The organism is Aromatoleum sp. (assembly GCF_032027225.1).
In the GTDB taxonomy this organism is placed as follows: domain Bacteria; phylum Pseudomonadota; class Gammaproteobacteria; order Burkholderiales; family Rhodocyclaceae; genus Aromatoleum.
Genome location: NZ_JAVSMM010000001.1, coordinates 412,751 through 430,341, shown reverse-complemented (window position 1 = coordinate 430,341; position 17,591 = coordinate 412,751). Strand labels below are relative to the sequence as shown.

At 61.7% G+C, this 17,591-nt stretch carries 20 protein-coding genes; 12 read left to right on the top strand and 8 right to left on the bottom strand.

Going from position 1 to position 17,591, the window contains the following annotated elements:
• Positions 1-86: 86 nt before the first annotated feature.
• The 5 genes from ROZ37_RS02110 to ROZ37_RS02090 all read right to left on the bottom strand — a co-directional run bounded on the left by ROZ37_RS02110 (position 87) and on the right by ROZ37_RS02090 (position 2,987).
• Entirely contained in the window at positions 87-479 is a 393-nt protein-coding gene (locus tag ROZ37_RS02110) for a hypothetical protein (protein WP_312657102.1), read from the bottom strand.
• 70 nt (positions 480-549) lie between these two features.
• Positions 550-1,305: a hypothetical protein gene (locus ROZ37_RS02105; RefSeq protein WP_312657101.1), complete on the bottom strand. Its 756-nt coding sequence runs from the start codon at positions 1,303-1,305 to the stop codon at positions 550-552.
• Positions 1,306-1,399: 94 nt separating this feature from the next.
• Complete coding sequence (locus ROZ37_RS02100; protein WP_312657100.1) at positions 1,400-1,792, bottom strand: hypothetical protein; 393 nt, start codon at positions 1,790-1,792, stop codon at positions 1,400-1,402.
• 93 nt (positions 1,793-1,885) lie between these two features.
• Positions 1,886-2,383: a hypothetical protein gene (locus ROZ37_RS02095; protein WP_312657099.1), complete on the bottom strand. Its 498-nt coding sequence runs from the start codon at positions 2,381-2,383 to the stop codon at positions 1,886-1,888.
• Between the two features lie 55 nt (positions 2,384-2,438).
• Positions 2,439-2,987 (bottom strand): hypothetical protein, encoded by a 549-nt coding sequence (locus ROZ37_RS02090; protein ID WP_312657098.1) that lies wholly within the window; start codon positions 2,985-2,987, stop codon positions 2,439-2,441.
• Positions 2,988-3,185: 198 nt separating this feature from the next.
• On the opposite strand from ROZ37_RS02090, the gene ROZ37_RS02085 reads away from it, so the two are divergent.
• From ROZ37_RS02085 to ROZ37_RS02055, 7 genes are all read left to right on the top strand, one after another.
• Entirely contained in the window at positions 3,186-3,542 is a 357-nt protein-coding gene (locus tag ROZ37_RS02085; RefSeq protein ID WP_312657097.1) for a hypothetical protein, read from the top strand.
• Positions 3,543-3,558: 16 nt separating this feature from the next.
• Entirely contained in the window at positions 3,559-4,548 is a 990-nt protein-coding gene (locus ROZ37_RS02080; RefSeq protein WP_409449922.1) for an integron integrase, read from the top strand.
• A gap of 286 nt (positions 4,549-4,834) precedes the next feature.
• Positions 4,835-5,134 (top strand): cytochrome c, encoded by a 300-nt coding sequence (locus tag ROZ37_RS02075; RefSeq protein WP_312657095.1) that lies wholly within the window; start codon positions 4,835-4,837, stop codon positions 5,132-5,134.
• A 6-nt stretch (positions 5,135-5,140) separates the two neighbouring features.
• Positions 5,141-5,542 carry a twin-arginine translocation signal domain-containing protein gene (locus ROZ37_RS02070; RefSeq protein WP_312657093.1) on the top strand — a complete coding sequence of 134 codons (402 nt, stop codon included), beginning with the start codon at positions 5,141-5,143 and terminating at the stop codon, positions 5,540-5,542.
• 40 nt (positions 5,543-5,582) lie between these two features.
• Positions 5,583-7,130: an FAD-binding oxidoreductase gene (locus ROZ37_RS02065; RefSeq protein ID WP_312657091.1), complete on the top strand. Its 1,548-nt coding sequence runs from the start codon at positions 5,583-5,585 to the stop codon at positions 7,128-7,130.
• A gap of 9 nt (positions 7,131-7,139) precedes the next feature.
• Positions 7,140-8,582, top strand: a complete 1,443-nt coding sequence (locus tag ROZ37_RS02060; protein ID WP_312657089.1) for an aldehyde dehydrogenase family protein — start codon at positions 7,140-7,142, stop codon at positions 8,580-8,582.
• Between the two features lie 189 nt (positions 8,583-8,771).
• Positions 8,772-9,701 (top strand): transporter, encoded by a 930-nt coding sequence (locus ROZ37_RS02055; protein ID WP_312657088.1) that lies wholly within the window; start codon positions 8,772-8,774, stop codon positions 9,699-9,701.
• Positions 9,702-9,749: 48 nt separating this feature from the next.
• Here ROZ37_RS02055 and ROZ37_RS02050 read toward each other — a convergent pair whose 3' ends face one another.
• A complete protein-coding gene (locus ROZ37_RS02050; protein WP_312657087.1) occupies positions 9,750-10,658 on the bottom strand; it encodes a LysR family transcriptional regulator in 909 nt (302 codons plus the stop codon).
• A 387-nt stretch (positions 10,659-11,045) separates the two neighbouring features.
• Here ROZ37_RS02050 and ROZ37_RS02045 point away from each other — a divergent pair, with 387 nt between their 5' ends.
• From ROZ37_RS02045 to ROZ37_RS02030, 4 genes are all read left to right on the top strand, one after another.
• Positions 11,046-11,378, top strand: coding sequence for a c-type cytochrome (locus ROZ37_RS02045; protein WP_312657086.1), 333 nt, complete (start codon positions 11,046-11,048; stop codon positions 11,376-11,378).
• 26 nt (positions 11,379-11,404) lie between these two features.
• Entirely contained in the window at positions 11,405-11,983 is a 579-nt protein-coding gene (locus ROZ37_RS02040; protein WP_312657085.1) for a NapC/NirT family cytochrome c, read from the top strand.
• Positions 11,984-12,088: 105 nt separating this feature from the next.
• Complete coding sequence (locus tag ROZ37_RS02035; protein ID WP_312657084.1) at positions 12,089-13,057, top strand: DmsE family decaheme c-type cytochrome; 969 nt, start codon at positions 12,089-12,091, stop codon at positions 13,055-13,057.
• A 13-nt stretch (positions 13,058-13,070) separates the two neighbouring features.
• Positions 13,071-15,146, top strand: a complete 2,076-nt coding sequence (locus tag ROZ37_RS02030; RefSeq protein ID WP_312657083.1) for an MtrB/PioB family decaheme-associated outer membrane protein — start codon at positions 13,071-13,073, stop codon at positions 15,144-15,146.
• Positions 15,147-15,398: 252 nt separating this feature from the next.
• Here the strand turns inward: ROZ37_RS02030 and ROZ37_RS02025 are convergent, their stop codons facing one another.
• Complete coding sequence (locus ROZ37_RS02025) at positions 15,399-15,878, bottom strand: MarR family transcriptional regulator (RefSeq protein ID WP_312657082.1); 480 nt, start codon at positions 15,876-15,878, stop codon at positions 15,399-15,401.
• A 236-nt stretch (positions 15,879-16,114) separates the two neighbouring features.
• Between ROZ37_RS02025 and ROZ37_RS02020 the strand changes: the two genes are divergently transcribed.
• Positions 16,115-16,309 (top strand): YfhL family 4Fe-4S dicluster ferredoxin, encoded by a 195-nt coding sequence (locus ROZ37_RS02020; protein ID WP_312657081.1) that lies wholly within the window; start codon positions 16,115-16,117, stop codon positions 16,307-16,309.
• Between the two features lie 275 nt (positions 16,310-16,584).
• Here ROZ37_RS02020 and paaX read toward each other — a convergent pair whose 3' ends face one another.
• Complete coding sequence (paaX, locus tag ROZ37_RS02015) at positions 16,585-17,544, bottom strand: phenylacetic acid degradation operon negative regulatory protein PaaX (protein WP_312657079.1); 960 nt, start codon at positions 17,542-17,544, stop codon at positions 16,585-16,587.
• Positions 17,545-17,591 lie beyond the last annotated feature (47 nt).

The following is a 17,591-nucleotide window of genomic DNA, read 5'->3' as shown; positions in this document are numbered from 1 at the left end:
CAAGCGGTGGCTCTGCGGGCTAACGTGTAAGTAAGCCGACGGCAACAGTGCAGCTTTTGACGGTCGGCTTGACCGCAGCGTTAGGCTTAGCGGAGCGTGTTGGCAAGAAGAATTCTCCGCAAAGCTTCAACCGCGGTAGTGTTCTTGATGCGGTTAAAGCCAAAGGCAAAACGCCCCTGTTCTTCAACAAAGCCTGGAAACCACGGTTCGCTATTGAGCGAGGGCATGGGGTCGAGGAGTTGTCCGTCAGTGCCGGTTACTCGGCTTGTGAATTCCGATTTGTCCGAGGGTTCAACGGCTCCAATTAGAAAAGTAGCTCTCAGGCAGTACTTCCGTGGGCTACCTTCACCGGCGATAAGCCAAACTCGATTTCCTTTTGTGCCGTCGGTTGGTTTCTTCGTGTAAATAGCCAAATTCTCAATATCAAGGGCCGGATAACCCATCTTTTCGGCTTTGTGATAAACGACGTAATCGTGCATAGATTGTTGAGACTAACGCTTGAATTAAGCCGCGCCGCGAAGCGGCGTCGGATTGAATTAATTGTTAGAGTTACCCCTTTGAGTCCTCTTTTCCATCACGCAAAGCGACGATGCCGAGATACAAACAGATTGGAACCGTTTTTCTGTATGCAGGCCCTTGCAAATCAAACGCAAGCCATGCTCCAGATAGAACCCAAAGAACGGGGCCAAGTGCATTAATCCAAGGATTTCTTTTCATCAGCTCTTTGACAAGTTGTTTGGCTGCTTCACGCCCGATGATCTGAGCGATTAAGCTAACAATGATTGTCTCGATGATTCCCAAGGTGATCTTTTGGCCGAGAACTTGCACAAGAATCGGGAGTACTGCCACTTTGCCATTGTTCTTGAGATGTTCAAGAATGAGGTCTCTATCAACGTCACCAACCCCCATATTTTTGAAGGCAGAGGACAGATCTTCTGGGGTTTTGCTAAGAAGCTCTTTCTCAACAACGGCATTCACTAAGCGTTCTAGCCTAGATTCAGTTGAACCTCCGAGCTTGATGTTTACTTTAAGTTTTGCGCAAACATCCTCCACAATCTCTTTTGCTTCTACGCCGCCATCATCGCCGAAGATTGCTCTTTTTAGATAAGCGATATCGGATGACCCATAGTATTTAATTTGTTTATCCATTAACTCAATCAGTTGCTCTCGCGACTGGACATGATTGTCGCTTGCAGCAAGCAACTCCTTCCTTCTCTTGTCATCCGTGAAGGAAAGATAGCTATCGAGAACCTCCGATAGGTAGTTGAAATCTTCTCTGGTGCACTTGTTGACGATGGCCTTCATTGATACTCCTTTTAGCTCTAACGTCGAAGATCAGCCGACGGGCAAAAGCGCAGCTTTTGACCGGTCGGCTGCAGCGCAGTGTTAGCCATTGTTTTCATACAACCATAAACTCGAAATGACTTGGCCGATCAGTGCGAAGAACATGACCGGAGACCTTCAGCTTGCCGCAATACGTAAAATCGGAGTGGTGCCGCTCACGGTGAAACAGGTGAATTTCCTCGCCGTTCGCCTCTGCGTTGAGCATACGCTTTTCTGCGAAATGGTCAGTTGGGCCTTCCCATTCAAGCGTATTTCCTGATAGCCGGTCAGCGTATTGCTCGACTGAGGATTGCTTTTCCTCGGTGACGAACAGGACGATCTTGTTGTCGTCACGCGGAGTGACCACTCCCCGAGCAATAGCGTGAAAGCTCGCATACCCCCACAACTCGGCCAACGTTTGGCGCGAGTAGGTTGCCCCTTTATTGATCTTGGCGAACGAGATAGGCATGGACGTGAATTAGTGAATGGCTAACGACGGCCTTCAGCGGGCGGCAACGGCGTAGCCGTTGACGATCCGCTGCAAGCACTTGTTATACGCAGTTTATAGTTGACTATGAATTTCTAAGGCGCTCATGAGTGCATTGTTTGCATGAGTGAAATTCCCGAGTTGCCCCCGAATGCCGTATGCCCACTTTGCTCCGTGAAAGAGGTTATTGCGCAGGCGATACACGATGATGAGCAAAGCAGAAACGCTATCCGCAGAATTGGTATTCTCTCCACGGAGAATTCCTTCCACTAAGGATGGGCTATCGTTCTTGCGAAGCTTCAATCCCTTTAAATGCGGCGTTTCTGCCCCGTCAGTAAAGTAACGGCCTTTGAAGTAGCTCAAGCTTTCCTGAAATGCAGCGACGCCCAGCCGACCTTGAGCGGCCCACTCGTGAACAATCCCGAGAATGGCTGCTGCAGAGGCATTGGTGTTGAGTACCTCTGATTCAAAAAAGCTGCAGAGTAACGAGAAGTGCATTATCGCCAGGCGATCCTCTTCAGGAAGTTCCTTGAATTCTGGCGCCTTGGCGCACAACCAATCGATAGGGTGCATTGCAAATAACAAAGATGTCGTAGAATTGTTTTAGACTAAGTACCGTTTATGTCATTCACCGGTTTATTGACCTAATCAAAATCTGACGCACTTCCTCTCGAATAGCTTTTGCCTCACCGCTACTCCACTCGGTCATGCAAATGGGGCCAAACCAGCGATCCAAAAAAGAACGCCTTTTCTCATAGCTAGCCAAAGTGCGATCTACATAAAGAACAGATTCAGCAAACGCTGTTTCACGTTTGCTTTGGAAATACACCAGCCCTGTCTGCCCAGGCCTTTCTAGATAGGGAATGCCTAGCTCTTTTGCCACAAATAGCAAATACCGAAGGGCGTATTCTGCATCCCATTCAATAGAAATAGTTACTCCACCCTCGGCTGGCCCATATCCCGTGGTCTCTTCGATATATTGCCCTTCCCCCAAATGGATTCTTTCCAGCTTTGTTAAATCGCTATGAATTGTACTCTGTACGTATAAATGATCAGATGCGCCGATTATCGACAACGGCCCAGAGAAATTTATCGCATCACGCTCGCTCTTACGGATATACCTCTCTTCCCCGGGCGTTAGAGGCCGAGCTCGTAATGAAGTCATTTGCAATCTCACTCGATCTCTAGTTTTTTGAATCTTCTCGATTGGTGCAGGCTGTGCGCATCTGCGTCTGAGATGTATAACAGTTGTAGTAGACGGAATCGGCCAGTATGGGGATAGGCCGATTCGGCCTATTGTTGGCTATCACGAATGACGATAGCATTGATGGCGTTATCTGTAACGATTCCTTACAACGCAACATAGCCGACGCATATGACTCTGTCAAATGCTCCCGCCGCGGTTGATCGCTTCTGGCGCAACTATCGGAATCTGCTCACGAAATCGGGTGTGAAGGCGAGTGCGGAGGGCTGGTACGTGTGGCACGCGGAGGCCTATCTGAAGGTGTTCGAGGGGCGGCGGCTGGCAACGCACACCGGCGGTGAGGTGGAGGGTTGGCTGGCGGATCGCGGCAGGATAGGCCGCCTGCAGCCGTGGCAGTTCGACCAGGTGGTTGAGGCGGTGCGGCTGCTGTTGCAGCTCGCGCAGGCGCCAGCTTCCGCGGCGGTTGACTGGGCTTACTGGCGAGGCCGGGCGCGAGTTGCCGGCGACGCATCCCACACTTGCGCGTAGCGTTTCATCGACGCCCATTCTTGACGCGGTCGAGGGCGGCGAGGGCACGGGTGCGCTACGCGCTCAGTTGGTCGCGGTGATCCGGCAGCGCAACTATTCGATCCGCACCGAGGAGGCGTATTGCGGGTGGCTGGACCGGTTTGCTCGCTTTCTGAAGGGGGCGGAGCCGTGCACGGTGGGAGCTGTTGAGGCGAAGGCCTTCCTCCAGCAGTTGGCCGTGCAGGGGCGGGTGGCTGCGAGCACGCAGAACCAGGCGCTCAATGCGCTGGTGTTGTTCTACGACAAGGTTCTGGAGCGACCGCTAGGGGAGTTGGGGAGCTTCGCGCGGGCGAAGCGTCCACAGCGTCTCCCGGTGGTGTTATCGCGGTACGAGGTGACGCGTCTGCTCGGGCGGATGGATGGCGTGCACGGGATGATGGCGGCGCTGCTGTATGGCACGGGGATGCGACTGATGGAGTGTGTGCGGCTGCGGGTGAAGGATCTCGACTTCGAGTATCGGCAGATCGTGGTGTGCGACGGGAAGGGGCAGAAGGACAAGGTGGTGCCGATGCCCGAGCGTCTTTTGGATGGGCTGCAGGCGCATCTGGCGAAGGTGAGGGCGCTTCATCAGGCGGATCTGGCGCAGGGCGCGGGCGCGGTGTTTCTGCCCGATGCGCTGGAGCGCAAGTATCCGGCGCCGCCGCGGGAGTGGGGCTGGCAGTATGTGTTTCCGGCGAGCCGCTTGTCGGCCGACCCGCGCGGGGGTGCGGTGCGTCGGCATCATTTGCATGAGAGCAGTCTGCAGAAGGCGGTGCACCGCGCGGCGCGCGAGTCGGGCCTAAGCAAACCGGTAAGTTGCCACGCGCTGAGGCACAGTTTTGCGACGCACGTGCTCGAATCCGGCTACGACATCCGCACAGTGCAGGAACTGCTCGGGCACTCGGACGTGTCGACGACGATGATCTATACGCACGTGCTCAATCGCGGCGGTCGGGGTGTTGTGAGCCCACTGGACCGGGTGGGCTGATCCGGGTCGTTGGCGATGTCGCAAATCTGCACAGTGTCTGAATTTGCGATTTCCGGTGCTTGAACGGTCGCGCCCGGCGCTGCAGTGGCTTGGGGGGCATGTTGCGATGGCGATGTGTCTGCATTCTGGACAGCGCCTCCTTATCGCCTGCGCCTGGCACTTTCCCACGTGAGAACACCAAGTCCATGTAGTTAGACGATTTATCAGCGCCCGCGCAAAGCGGGCATTGCCCTTGCGTTGCTTCGTCCTGAGAAGTTGGAAGGCCAACAATCAGGAGGAGGCGCAAATGCATGCAAGAAGATTGGCCGTTTGCCTGGGGGCCGTCGCGGCGGTCGTAGCCGCGGGCGGGGCGCAGGCGGCGTGGCGGGATGGCGGCGAGGTTTACGAAAAGGTCTGCGGCCATTGCCACGAGGCGAACGTCGGTCCGGTGCTGAAGGGGCGGGCATTGCCGGAGGAGTACGTACGGCGCGTGGTGCGGCTGGGCAACCGGGCGATGCCGGCGTTTCGGCAGAGCGAGATCGACGATGCGGCGCTGGCGGAGGTGGCGCGGCTCGTGAGCACCGGCGCAGCGCTGGCGCGGGAGTGAGCCGACATGGACAGACGCGGTTTCCTGAAAGGGGTGGCGGGCGGCGGGGCCCTCGGGGCGATGCCGCTTGCGGCGCTGGCGCAATTGGACGAGGCCGGCGGCGGCGGCGTGCGCGCGGTGATGCTGGTGGCGCAGGCGGAGTTGCCGCAGGCGCTGGCGATCGCGAGCGGGCTCTCGACGGAGTTGGGTGTACGACCGGTGGCGGCGGGGGTGCGCGAGCTTGGCAGCTTCGCGGGCGTGACCGCGTTGCTCGAGCGGGCGGGGCGGGGGCGCGTCGTCGGGGTGATGGATGACGCTTCGGCGCTGATCTTCCAGCAGATCGCCGCGGCGCGCGGTGCGGGCCTGGTCATGGATACCTACCGTCGGGTCGAGGCGACGAGCCTCGTCGCGTTCGCGATCAACACCTGACGTATCGCGCAGACGTCACAAATACAACGGAGACAAGCGAATGAGTTCGAAGAGCAAGGCGCTGCCGAAGGGAATCAGCGCTGCGGAGTTCGACAAGGTGGTGCGCGAGCTGCGCGCGATCGTCGGCGACGAGCACGTGCTGGTCGATGAGGAGAAGCTTTCCGCGTACCGCAAGATCATGATGCCGGTGCCCGACGCCCAGCACGAGCTGTCGGCGTCGGTGACGCCGGACGGCGTCGAGCAGATCCAGCGGGTCATGAAGGTGGCGAACAAGTATCGCGTGCCGCTGTACCCGATCTCGACCGGCAAGAACATCGGCTACGGCTCCGCGGCGCCGGTCCAGCGCGGGCAGATCGTGCTGGACCTGCGGCGCATGAACCGCATCATCGAGGTCGATCCCGAGCTGTGCACCGCGCTCGTCGAACCGGGCGTGACGTACCAGCAGCTCTACGACTACCTGCAGGAGCACAAGCTGCCGCTGTGGTTCTCGTGCCCGGCGCCGTCGGCGATTGCAGGCCCGGTCGGCAACATGGTCGACCGCGGCGTCGGCTATACGCCGTACGGCGAGCACTTCATGTTCTCGTGCGGGATGGAGGTTGTGCTCGCGAACGGCGACGTGTTGCGCACCGGCATGGGCGCGATGGAGAACTCGAACACCTGGCAGGTGTTCAAGTGGGGCTACGGGCCGACGCTCGACGGCATGTTCACGCAGTCGAACTACGGCGTCGTGACGAAGATGGGGATGTGGCTGATGCCCGCGCCGCCGGACTTCCGCCCGTTCTGCATCCAGTACCCCGACGAAGCCGACATCACGAAGATCGTCGAGGCGCTGCGTCCGCTGCGCATCGCGATGGTGATTCCCAACGCGGTTGTCATCGCGCACACGCTGTGGGAGGCGCCCTGCACGCCGGTGAAGCGCGCGGATTACTTCACCGGGCCGGGCGCGATCCCGGACGAGGCCGTGAAGAAAATCCAGGCCGACCACGACATCGGCGCGTGGAATGTGTATGCGGGCCTGTATGGCACGAAGGAAACCAACGACGCCAACTGGAAGATCATCGAGGCGGTCGCCGCGGCGACCGGCGGCAAGATCGTCACGCAGGAGCAGTCGAAGGGAAGCCAGGCGCTGGAATACCGCTTCGACTTGATGAAGGGCAAGCCGAACCTCGGCGAGTTCGGCTTGTACAACTGGCGCGGAGGCGGCGGCTCGATCTGGTTCGCGCCGGTTTCGCAGGCGAAGGGCGCCGAGACGCTCAAGCAGATGCAGATGGCGAAGACGATCCTCGGCAAGTACGGCTTCGACTACGTCGGCGAATTCATCGTCGGCTGGCGCGACATGCACCACGTGATCGACCTGCTGTACGACCGCTCCGACGAGACGCAGATGAAGAACGCGTACGCGTGCTACGACGAGCTGCTTCATACCTTCGCGAAGGAAGGCTACGGCATGTACCGCGCGAACACCGCGTTCGCCGAGAAGGTCGCGGCGACCTACGGGCCGGTCAAGCGCGACGTCGAAAAGCGCCTGAAGAAGGCGCTGGACCCGAACAACATCATTGCGCCGGGCCGCTGCGGCATCAGCCTGTAAGGGGGAAACATGAAGGAATACAAGCTGTTCATCGACGGCGAATGGGTGCCGTCGTCAACCGGGACGATCCTCGACGACATCAACCCGGCGACGGGCGAAGTGTGGGGGCGCTTGCATCAGGCCTCCGCTGCGGACCTGGAACGCGCGATCGCCGCGGCCTACCGTGCGCGCGAGAGCTGGGGCAACACGCTCGCGAACGAGCGCGAGGCGGTCCTGCTGCGGGCGGCGGACGAGCTGCAGAAGCGCATCCCGGACGTCGCGGACGTGCTGATCGACGAGGCCGGTTCGACTTACGGCAAGGCGATGTTCGAGGCGTCCTTCGTCGTGAACCTGCTGCGCAGCGCCGCAGGTGAGTGTCGCCGCATCACCGGCGAGACGATGCCGTCCGACAGCCCCGGCGTGTTCTCGATGAGCGTGCGCCGTCCGCTGGGCGTGATCGCCGGCATCGCGCCGTTCAACTTCCCGTTCCTGCTCGCGATGAAGAAGGTCGCGCTCGCGCTCGCCGCCGGCAACACCTTCATCCTCAAGCCCGCCACCTACACGCCGGTGACAGGACTCAAGATCGCCGAGATCTTCGAGGCTGCGGGCCTGCCGAAGGGCGTGCTGAACGTCGTGCCGGTGCAGGGCTCGGTGCTCGGGAATACCTTCGTCGAGGATCCGCGCATCCGCATGATCACCTTCACCGGCTCGACCGAGGTCGGCCGGGAGCTGTCGGCGGCGGCGGGGCGGCAATTCAAGCGCATCACGCTGGAGCTCGGCGGCAAGAGCCCGATGATCGTGCTGAAGGACGCAGACCTCGACTACGCGGTGAATGCCGCGGCGTTCGGGATCTTCCTGCACCAGGGACAGGTGTGCATGGCGAACTCCCGGCTGATCGTCGAGGCGCCGATCTTCGACGCGTTCTGCGACAAGCTCGCGACGAAGATCGCCGGCTTCAAGGTCGGCGATCCGCGCGATCCGCAGACCGTGATCGGCCCGTTGATCGACCGCAAGCAGTGCGCGGTGCTCGATCGCCACGTCGCCGACGCGGTCGCGAAGGGCGCGAAGCTGCTGCACGGCGGCAAGAGCGACGGCGCGTTCTACCAGCCGACGATCCTCGCTGGCGTGACGCCCGAAATGATCGTGTTCCGCGAGGAGAGCTTCGGACCGGCGGTGTCGGTGATCCGTGCGACCGACAGCGAGGACGCGCTGCGGCTCGCCAACGATTCGTGCTACGGGCTGTCGTCGGGCCTCATCACGAACGACCTGCAGAAGGCTTTCGACCTGTCGCTGCGGCTGGAGGCGGGGATGGTGCATATCAACGACGCGTCGATCATGGACGAGCCGCACGTGCCGTTCGGGGGTGTGAAGGACAGCGGCGTCGGGCGCGAGGGCGGGCATCACTCGATGGACGAGATGACCGAACTCAAGTGGATCACGGTGCAGCTCGGCCAGCGGCAGTTCCCGTTCTAGCGGAGGCGCCGTAGGGCCGAAAAGCGCAGCGCCTTTCCGCCACGCGACGGTGCCGGCATGACATGCGGCGGAAGGCGCCTTCGGCTTTTGGCTTCGCCGAAGCGGCGTTTTCCGCCCTACGGGTATGGCGCCGAAGCTGCGTTTTCCGCCCCGCAGGGCGGGCTTTGCAAAAACAATCAGGGAGGAGACATGAAGATCAGGCAACTGAGCATCGCGGTCGCGCTCGCCGCCGCGTTCGTCGGCAACGCCACGGCAAAAGAGGGCGGCGACCAGTATCCGAACGGCGCCGAAAACTGGCTCGCCGGCGCCGTACCGCCGCCGGGCAACTACTTTCTGAACTACTTCGGCTACTACGACGCGAAGTTGCGCGACGGCGACGGCGACAAGGTGCCGGGGACGTCGGCGCGCGCGTGGTTCGACGCGCTGCGCTTCATCAAGATGACGAACACGAAGATCCTCGGTGGCGATTGGGGGATGCACCTGATCGTGCCGCTCGTCAGCCAGGACGTGAAACTCGGCGGGCCGGGCGCATCGGCGAGCGGCATCGGCGACATAACGATCAATCCGATCATCATCGCTTGGCACACGCCGAACCTGCACTGGACGGTCGCGCTCGACTTCAACCTGCCGACCGGCAAGTACGAGTCGGGCGATCCGAGGAAGAGCATCGGCACGAACTACTGGAGCATCGAGCCGATCTTCGCGGTGACCTGGCTGTCGGACTCGGGCTGGGAGCTGTCGGGCAAGTTCATGTACAACATCAAGCGCAAGAACGAGGATTTCCGCCTCGCGCCCGGTGCGCCGAAGATGGATTACGACTCCGGCGACGACTTCCACATGGACTATGTCGCCGGCAAGCACTTCGGCCCGTGGGCGGTGGGCTTGTCGGGTTACTACCTGAAGCAGACGACGAACGACGAGCTCGAAGGCGAGACGTTGGCAGCGGTGCCGGGCCTGTGGTCGCGCGGGCGCAAGGGCGAGGTCTTCGCGATCGGCCCGAGCGTGAGCTATACGGCCAAGAGCGGCACGATGTTCATCGCGCAGTGGCAGCGTGAGACGTCGGCCGAAAACCGCTTCCGCGGCGACAAGGCCTGGTTCAAGCTCGTGCTGCCGTTCTGAACGCGGGCCGCGGGGGCGCCGCGCAGCCGTCGCGGCCACCCCCGGAACTCACCCCGGCGCGCTGATGCGCGGCACCTCGACGGCCAGGTAGTCGATGAGCGCGCGCACCGCGGGCAACAGCCCTTTGCGGTTCGTGAACACCGCGTGGATGACTGCGTTCTGCGTGTACCAGTCCGGCAGAACGTGCGCGAGTTTGCCGGATTTGATGCACGGGCGGCAGATGTGCTCCGGGAGCAGTGCGACGCCGAGCCCTTCGATCGCGGCCTCGCGCAGTAGGTCGAAGTTGCTGCAGAACACCCGCGGGCGATGCGTGAATGCGAAGACGGTCTCGTCCGGGCCGATCAGCTCCCATGTATCGTCATCCGAGTCTTCTGCCATGGACAGCGTCGGAAGTTCGGCGAGGCGTTCCACCGTCAAGGGGCCGGCGCTGCGCGACAGCAGTTCGGGGCTTGCCGTCAGCACGAGCCGGCTGCGTCCCAACGGGCGGACGATCAGCGAGTTGTCGGCGTCGAGCCTGATTCGCGCGCGCAGTGCAATGTCGACGCGATCCTCGATGAAGTCGGCGCGACGGTTGATGACTTTCCATTGCACGCGGACCCGCGGATAGCGCTTCAGGAAGCGAGGCAGGAGATCTGCCATCAGGTTCTGGATCAGACCCTGAGGACAACTTACGCGCACGAGGCCTTGCGGCTCCGCGTGCGCCTGCGCGGCCACCGCTTCCGCAGCCTCGGCGCCCGCGAGCATCGCCTCGCAGTGCTCGAAGAACGCGCGACCGACATCGGTCGTGCGCACCCGGCGTGTCGAACGTTCGAGTAAGCGCACTTGCAGCCGGTCCTCGAGCCGCGCGATGCGTTTGCTCAACGTCGATTTTGGTACGCCGGTGTGCCGGGCAGCCGCCGAAAAACCCTTGCACTCGACTACCGCGTGGAAGAAATACAGCTCGTTCAAGTCGTGCATCTGGCTGAAGCTCTGTCAATTTTGCTTGATTGTTTCTCGGTGGAAACGGTCTGTCCCGTTTTACATGCTGTTACGTCGATTAATGCAACTTTAGAATACGCGCAATCCATTAAGTCCGGATCCCATATCCCCGGGGTCCAGGAAATCGAGACGACCGCAATTCGACGGTCGCACACGCAGCCCCCGCGCCGCCTGACGGCCGTCGGCAGCCCCCAACCCTCGGAGAAGTTTTTGTCCGCTCGTTCGTGAGGACGTGCGGACATTGCTCCGGTCGCGCGCAGAACGCCGTCGCGACCGGGTTATACGGGAGGAAGGGCATCTAAATATCCCTACTCCCGGAGTGGGCGTCGCGATCCGGCGCCCCGTCGTTGATCTGAGGAGAAGTAAATGAAGCGCCTTTGTCTGATTGCCGCCGTGCTTGCCGTCGGCGTCACGAGTCTTCCCGTTGCTGCCGAAGTCGATGCCGCGGCTGCCAACGCGCTGGTCCGCAAGAGCAAGTGCCTGACTTGTCACGCGATCGACAAGAAGAAGGACGGCCCCGCGTACAAGGAAGTCGCCGCGAAACACAAGGGCAAGGCTGACGCGGAAGAAAAGCTAATCAAGCACGTCACGGTGCCGAGCAAGGTCAAGGTCGATGGCAAGGAAGAGGACCACGAAACCCTGAAGACGGACGATCCGGTCGCGGTGAAGAACGTCGTCCAGTGGATTCTCTCGCTCTGAACCGCTGACCAATCAGGGAGCTGACCATGTTCAAAAAAATAACCGCGTGGCTCGGCCGGCAGTCGCCGTGGGTGCTGCTGGCCGTCGGCGTCGTCGGTGCGCTCGTCATCGGCGGCGGCGCGACCGCCGGAATGGCAATGACGAATACCGAGGCGTTCTGCACGGGATGCCACGAAATGCGCGACAACGTGTATGCCGAGTTCAAGGACTCGCCGCACGACCGCAATGCGTCGGGGGTACGTGCGAAATGCCCGGATTGTCATATCCCGCGCGAGACGGGTGACCTGCTGATCCGCAAGGTGCAGGCGTCCGGGGAGCTCTGGGCAAAGATCACCGGGAAGGTCGACACGCGCGAGGAATTCGAGGCGCGCCGCTACCAGTTGGCGGTGAACGTGTGGAAGCGCATGAAGAGCACCGATTCGCGCGAATGCCGCCACTGCCACACGCAGGACGCGATGGTTGCGGACCTTCAATCCGAACGTGCCCAGACCCGCCACGAAAAGGCCAAGCGTGAAGGCATGACCTGCATCGACTGCCACTTCGGCATCGCGCACCAGGAACCGGAAGGCCCCGGCCCGCAAGAGATCGATTTCAGCGCGCTGTAAGAAACAAGCGTCGGGAAAGACACAGGGAGTTCGGTGCCGCGCGAAGACCGGCGGCCGCACCGCCGGCAGCAGGCCAAGGTTTCATTAAGCAGAAGGGGAAACTAGATGAGAGTCGATTCGAGAAGCATCCGGCGGTGGATGCCGGCTGCACTGCTGAGCATCGCGATGCTCTGTGGTGCCAGCGCCTGGGCCGCCGAGGGGGGCGGCGAGAAAAAGGACCTCGTCCTGAAAGGCGACGCGGTGTGCACGCGCTGTCACGACGAGGGCGAGGAGAAGCCGGTGCTGTCGATCGGCAAGACGAAGCATGGCACCGTCGCCGACTCGCGGACGCCGACCTGTACGAGCTGCCACGGCGAGAGCCCGACGCACATCAACAAGCCGGAAGGTGTTTCCGAGCGGCCCTCACCGGACGTCAACTACGTCAAGGATTCGAAGACGCCGATCGAAAAGCGAAACGAGACCTGCCTGAACTGCCACAGTGGCTCGAAGCGCATGTTCTGGTCCAACAGCACGCACGCGCAGGAAGACGTCGCCTGTACCAGCTGCCACCAGGTCCACACGCAGCACGACAAGGTGCGGGACAAGACGACGCAACCCGAAACCTGCTTCAACTGCCACAAGGACAAGCGCGCCGAAATCGAGCGCCCGTCGCGCCATCCGATCAAGGAAGGCAAGGTCGCGTGCTCGGATTGTCATAACCCGCATGGCTCGGCGGGACCGAAGCTGATGGCGCGCGACAGCGTCGTCGCAACCTGCTACAGCTGCCACGCCGACAAGCGCGGCCCCTTCCTGTGGAGCCACCAGCCGGTCACCGAAGACTGCGCGATCTGCCACAACCCGCACGGCACGACGACGCCGAAGATGCTCAAGGAGCGCGTGCCGTTCCTGTGCCAGGAATGCCACGAACCCGGGTCTCATCAGGGCTTCGCGCCGTCACTGACTCCCTATCCGAAGAACAACGGTATGCCGCAGCCGGATGTCGTCGTCGCGCGGGGTTGCATGAACTGCCACACGAACATCCATGGCGGCAGCAGCCCGGTGAACAGCAGCGGCGCCCGTTCGTTGGTGAAATAGGGAGAAGGACGTCATGAAAATCAGACAAGAGTTCAATTTCCCGCTGACTGCGGTGGCCGCGGGCCTGCTCCTCGCGTTCGGCCCCGCTCATGCCCAGGAATCCGAAGACGTCGCGCGCCTGATCCACCCGGACAGCTCCGTGAGCGCGGGGGTCGGTCATGTGAACGGCGACACCGGCTTCTTCGGTCAGTACACCGGACAGAAGGACGGCGATACCGATCTGAACGCCGACGTCGACGTCAACCGCCGCGACGATGCGACCGGCACTTGGCTGCGCGTCAAGGGGCGCAACCTCGGCCTCGATAACCGCGATCTGCGCGTCGAACACGAGCGGCAGGGAAACTGGGGCTATTTCATCGAGTATGGCGAGTTGAAGCGCCAGGATCCGCTGAAGTTCATCACGCCCCTCGGCGGGCGCGATTCGACCAACCAGTCGATCAATCTGCTGAAATCGGGCAGTCCCGCATCGGAGTTCGAACCGAGCACGAAGCGGGAGTCGGTGCGGCTCGGCCTGGACAAGACCCTCGGCGATGGACTCACCGTTCAACTGCGCTTCCGCAACGAGGAAAAGGACGGCACCCGCAACTTCGGCTTCTACAACGCCGGCGCGAGTCCGATGTTCATCTCCGAGCCGATCGACCAGCGAACGCAGGAATTCGAAGCCACGGTTGGCTACGCGGGCAAGAAGCTCCAGCTTTCCGGGGGCTATCTCGGCTCGTTCTTCCACAACGGCAACAACGCGATCCATCTGAACGCGAACCCCGGGGTGCTGACCGGTTACTGGGCCGATCCCAACATCGCGCTGGCGCCCGACAACCAGGAGCACGGCCTGCACCTGTCGGGCGGCTACAACTTCACGCCATCGACGCGCGGAACGTTCAAGGTCGCCTATACGCGCGGCCTGCAGGACGACCGCTTCTACAGACCGGGCATTACCGGCCAGACTTCGCTCGACGGAAAGGTGGACACCTCGCTCGTGACCTTCGGGCTCTCAAGCCGGGTGAGTTCGAAACTGTCGCTGAACGGCACGCTGCGTTACGAGGACCGCGACGACAAGACGCCGCGGCGTCGCTATTTCAACGTCTCGCCCGCTTATACGGGAAGCGGCTTCAACAACGACACGTCGCGGACCAACGTTTCGGGAAAGCTGGACGCGACCTACCGCTTGCCGATGTCGCTGAGCCTGATCGGCGGGCTCGAATGGGATGAGCGGACCCGCGCGGTACCCGAGAGCCGCTCGCTCAACTGGCGTAGCAGGACCGAGGAAACGAGCGCCCGTCTGGGCTTGCGCCGCTCGCTCGCGGAGAACCTGAAGGGGAGCGTGAGCTACGTCCATAGCGAGCGGACCGGGAGTTCGTTCAAGGAAACCAGCCTCCACAAGCTCGGCGACTTCTATTCGTTCGGCGATTTCCTCGGGCAGACGCCGAGGTTCATCAACCCGATCCATTGGGCGGACCGGACGCGTGACAAGATCAAGGCGAATCTGGACTGGGCGGTCGTCGAAGCGCTGTCGATGCAGTTCGTCGCGCAGTATTCGCACGATACCTACGATTCGATCGGCGGGTCGTCGTTCGGCAACGACAAGGGCAGGGGGGCGAAATATTCGGTCGATGCGACCTATCGCCTGTCGGAAGACGCCCAAATCAACGCGTGGGCGTCGCGGGACGACACGCGCATGCGCCAGCGGACGATCATGGGCTACACCTTCACCGGCCCCGAGGTGCCGTGGTCAGCCGATTTGCGCACGATCGGCACGGCGGCGGGCATCGGTGCGCAGTACCGGGCGACCGAAAAGCTGCGGCTCGATGCGCAGCTGCAGTGGTCGTATGACCGCAGCGAGTACGACATGACGGGGCCGGGCGTCACCTCGCTGCCCGACATCACCTACCGGCACGTCGCATTCAGCCTGACCGCCGACTATGCGGTGCGTCGGGACGCGGGCGTGAAGCTGCAGTACGTCTTCGACAAGTGGAAGACGAACGATTGGACGTGGTCGGAGAGCATCTACGGCGACGGGACGTTCCTCGACGCCGACCCCAACCAGCACACCAACTTCATCGGAGTGTCCGCGTACTACAAGTGGTTCTGAGTACCATCCACCGCCGGGCCGTCGTCGGCCCGGCGGACCTGCGGCCAGGTTCTTCGAACTGGCTCGACGTCCATCGGTCGGCGTAAGCCGGCTGCTTCCTTCACGACGAGGCGAGGCGGGAAACCACGCTTCGCTTCCGTCGCGCTCCCCTTCGGGCACGAGCGTTCAGGCGTTCGAGCACTCGCCCTCCGGCCATTCCACAGATTCGAGCGTTGACCCTTCAGGCGTGTTGCCGCTCGGGCATTCGCCCGCTCAGGCGTTCGGCCGCGTTGCCCGGTGCTCCGGGAAGATCCTTTGCAGCAGCGTGACGAGGGTCTGGCGCTCGTCTTCGCTCAGGTGCTGGACGAGGCGTTTTTCGTGTTCGTTGACGCGGCGCTTCAACTTCTTCAGCAACGCGGTGCCGTCGGGGGTCAGCACGAGCGCGTTCGATCGGCGATCGTTGTCGGCGGCCCGCCGTTCGACGAGGCCGCGGCGTTCGAGGTTGTCGATCACCGAGACGACGGTCGAGCGGTCGAGGTGCGCGGCGCGCGCGAGCTCGCTCTGCTTCAGACCCGAATTCGAGTCGATGATCACGAGCACGCCGAAGAGGCCCGGAGTGACGTCGAACTCGCCGAGGGACTGCGCGAAATCCCGGAAAATCGCGATCTGGGCGAGCCGTAGCTGATAGCCCGCGAGGCTCGGCAGAATGCCGAAATCGAGGCCTTTGTCGTCGAGGGTCTTCTTTCTGGTCATGTCACTTCCGGGGGACTGCGATCGATGGTGCGGCAACAATGCGAATGCTACCGTATCTCGGTCTCGATCCAAACTACCTCGTGATTGTTTGACATCAAACAGTTTGACAGGGAGCGACGCAATCGCTATCGTTCGGGGCGTGGATGCAGCTTCGCATCCTCCCCGTGGACGGGCGGCGGTCGGGTTCGACTGCACTGCGGTCCCGCACCTACATACGAGAACAGGAGAAGACGGCGATGGCGTTGAAGATCAACGAAGACTGCATCAATTGCGACGTGTGCGTGCCGGAGTGCCCGAACGAGGCGATCGCGTCGGGTCCGGACACGTTTGTCATCGACGCCACGAAATGCACCGAGTGTGTCGGACATTTCGACGAACCGCAGTGCAAGGACGTCTGTCCGGTCGATGCGATCCTGCCTCTCGCCGCTTAGCCGCGGCAGCGCGAGCGGCTCTCCGCGCAGCCGCTCCGGACTTCTTCGTAAAAGATACACGGAGAACGGATAATATTCGTTCCTGTGTATCGATTAATCGTTTCGACTGCGGGTTTCGGCTGAACGCGCCGCAGTTTCGGACGGTCTGCGGCTGTTGAGGCGGCCATCGAGCGCCGTCGGGACCCGCTTCTTAGAGTTCGTTCGGGTGTGGCGGACCACGCTCTGCGGCAACTCCTCGATCCGCTCCGGCCTCGAGGTCTCGATCCCTCTCCGGATCAGTAAGTCTGGTCGACCGTCAGGTCGGCCGTCGCCTTTTCCAGGCCGCCGAAACGCTCGTAGAAGTAGGGTGCGGCGGGAGGCAGCGGGCCGTTCGGCGTCTCGCACACCGCCATCAGGTGTTGCTGTGCGAGGCTGAAGGTCAGGCGATAGACGTCACGGCAGAGTTCGCGCGCGACCGCGCCGCTCCAGTCGTTGGGCATCAGCTGGTCGGGCAGCAGCGGGTCGTGCAGCAGCGTGCGGCGGAATTCGTGCATCGTCAGTGCCTGCACGAGAAAGCATTGTTCCGGATCGAGATTGCGGGTGCTGCGCAGCGTGCGCAGCACCGGGCGCAGACGGTCGATGAATTCTCGGTACTTCCCACCGATCTCTTCGAGGTTCCAGCACTCGAGCGCGAGATCCTGCAGCGGCCGGCCAGACAGCGCGCCGATCGTCGTCGAGGTCATCGCGACGACCTTGTCGTGCGCCCCGGTGTCCTGAAGGATCTCGAGTAGCGTGTCGCTGCTGGCCGAAGGGTGCGCAAGCACCGTCGGCGCGACCGCGCCGAAACCCGCCCACGACAGCTCCTTGCGCAAGGTATCGCGCTGCGCGCCGCCGAAACTCGCGGGCATGATCACCAACTGCCATTCGCCGTTCCAGACTTCCTGGCGGTCGTCGTAGATGCGCCGGTACGCCTGTTCGAAACGGCGACGGCCCGACGCGGTGAGGCTGTAATAGCTCTTGCGCCCGATCTGCTCCGACACCAGCCATTTGTCCTGTGACAGTCGATAGACGCTGGTGCGCACCATCCGCTCGTTGAGGCCGAGCGGCTCGACGAGGCGGATGAAACTCCCCAGCCAGACGGTGCCGCCGTGCGGCGCGATGAAGTCGCCGTAGATCGTGATGATCAGCGAATTCGCGCGTACGCGGCGCTCCGCCAGGTAGTCGTCGATCCATTGCTCGAGAAATCGGCTTTTCATTGTTTGTCACCGTCAGAGTCGATGGGGTAGGGGCGCCGAGGTCTTCG

Coding starts and splice junctions, on each gene's coding strand:
- ROZ37_RS02055 (WP_312657088.1), top strand. CDS start 8,772: ATGAAGATCAGGCAACTGAGCATCGCGGTCGCGCTCGCCGCCGCGTTC.
- ROZ37_RS02065 (WP_312657091.1), top strand. CDS start 5,583: ATGAGTTCGAAGAGCAAGGCGCTGCCGAAGGGAATCAGCGCTGCGGAG.
- ROZ37_RS02060 (WP_312657089.1), top strand. CDS start 7,140: ATGAAGGAATACAAGCTGTTCATCGACGGCGAATGGGTGCCGTCGTCA.
- ROZ37_RS02095 (WP_312657099.1), bottom strand. CDS start 2,383: ATGCACCCTATCGATTGGTTGTGCGCCAAGGCGCCAGAATTCAAGGAA.
- ROZ37_RS02020 (WP_312657081.1), top strand. CDS start 16,115: ATGGCGTTGAAGATCAACGAAGACTGCATCAATTGCGACGTGTGCGTG.
- ROZ37_RS02050 (WP_312657087.1), bottom strand. CDS start 10,658: ATGCACGACTTGAACGAGCTGTATTTCTTCCACGCGGTAGTCGAGTGC.
- ROZ37_RS02075 (WP_312657095.1), top strand. CDS start 4,835: ATGCATGCAAGAAGATTGGCCGTTTGCCTGGGGGCCGTCGCGGCGGTC.
- paaX (WP_312657079.1), bottom strand. CDS start 17,544: ATGAAAAGCCGATTTCTCGAGCAATGGATCGACGACTACCTGGCGGAG.
- ROZ37_RS02085 (WP_312657097.1), top strand. CDS start 3,186: ATGACTCTGTCAAATGCTCCCGCCGCGGTTGATCGCTTCTGGCGCAAC.
- ROZ37_RS02035 (WP_312657084.1), top strand. CDS start 12,089: ATGAGAGTCGATTCGAGAAGCATCCGGCGGTGGATGCCGGCTGCACTG.
- ROZ37_RS02030 (WP_312657083.1), top strand. CDS start 13,071: ATGAAAATCAGACAAGAGTTCAATTTCCCGCTGACTGCGGTGGCCGCG.
- ROZ37_RS02025 (WP_312657082.1), bottom strand. CDS start 15,878: ATGACCAGAAAGAAGACCCTCGACGACAAAGGCCTCGATTTCGGCATT.
- ROZ37_RS02110 (WP_312657102.1), bottom strand. CDS start 479: ATGCACGATTACGTCGTTTATCACAAAGCCGAAAAGATGGGTTATCCG.
- ROZ37_RS02070 (WP_312657093.1), top strand. CDS start 5,141: ATGGACAGACGCGGTTTCCTGAAAGGGGTGGCGGGCGGCGGGGCCCTC.
- ROZ37_RS02105 (WP_312657101.1), bottom strand. CDS start 1,305: ATGAAGGCCATCGTCAACAAGTGCACCAGAGAAGATTTCAACTACCTA.
- ROZ37_RS02045 (WP_312657086.1), top strand. CDS start 11,046: ATGAAGCGCCTTTGTCTGATTGCCGCCGTGCTTGCCGTCGGCGTCACG.
- ROZ37_RS02040 (WP_312657085.1), top strand. CDS start 11,405: ATGTTCAAAAAAATAACCGCGTGGCTCGGCCGGCAGTCGCCGTGGGTG.
- ROZ37_RS02100 (WP_312657100.1), bottom strand. CDS start 1,792: ATGCCTATCTCGTTCGCCAAGATCAATAAAGGGGCAACCTACTCGCGC.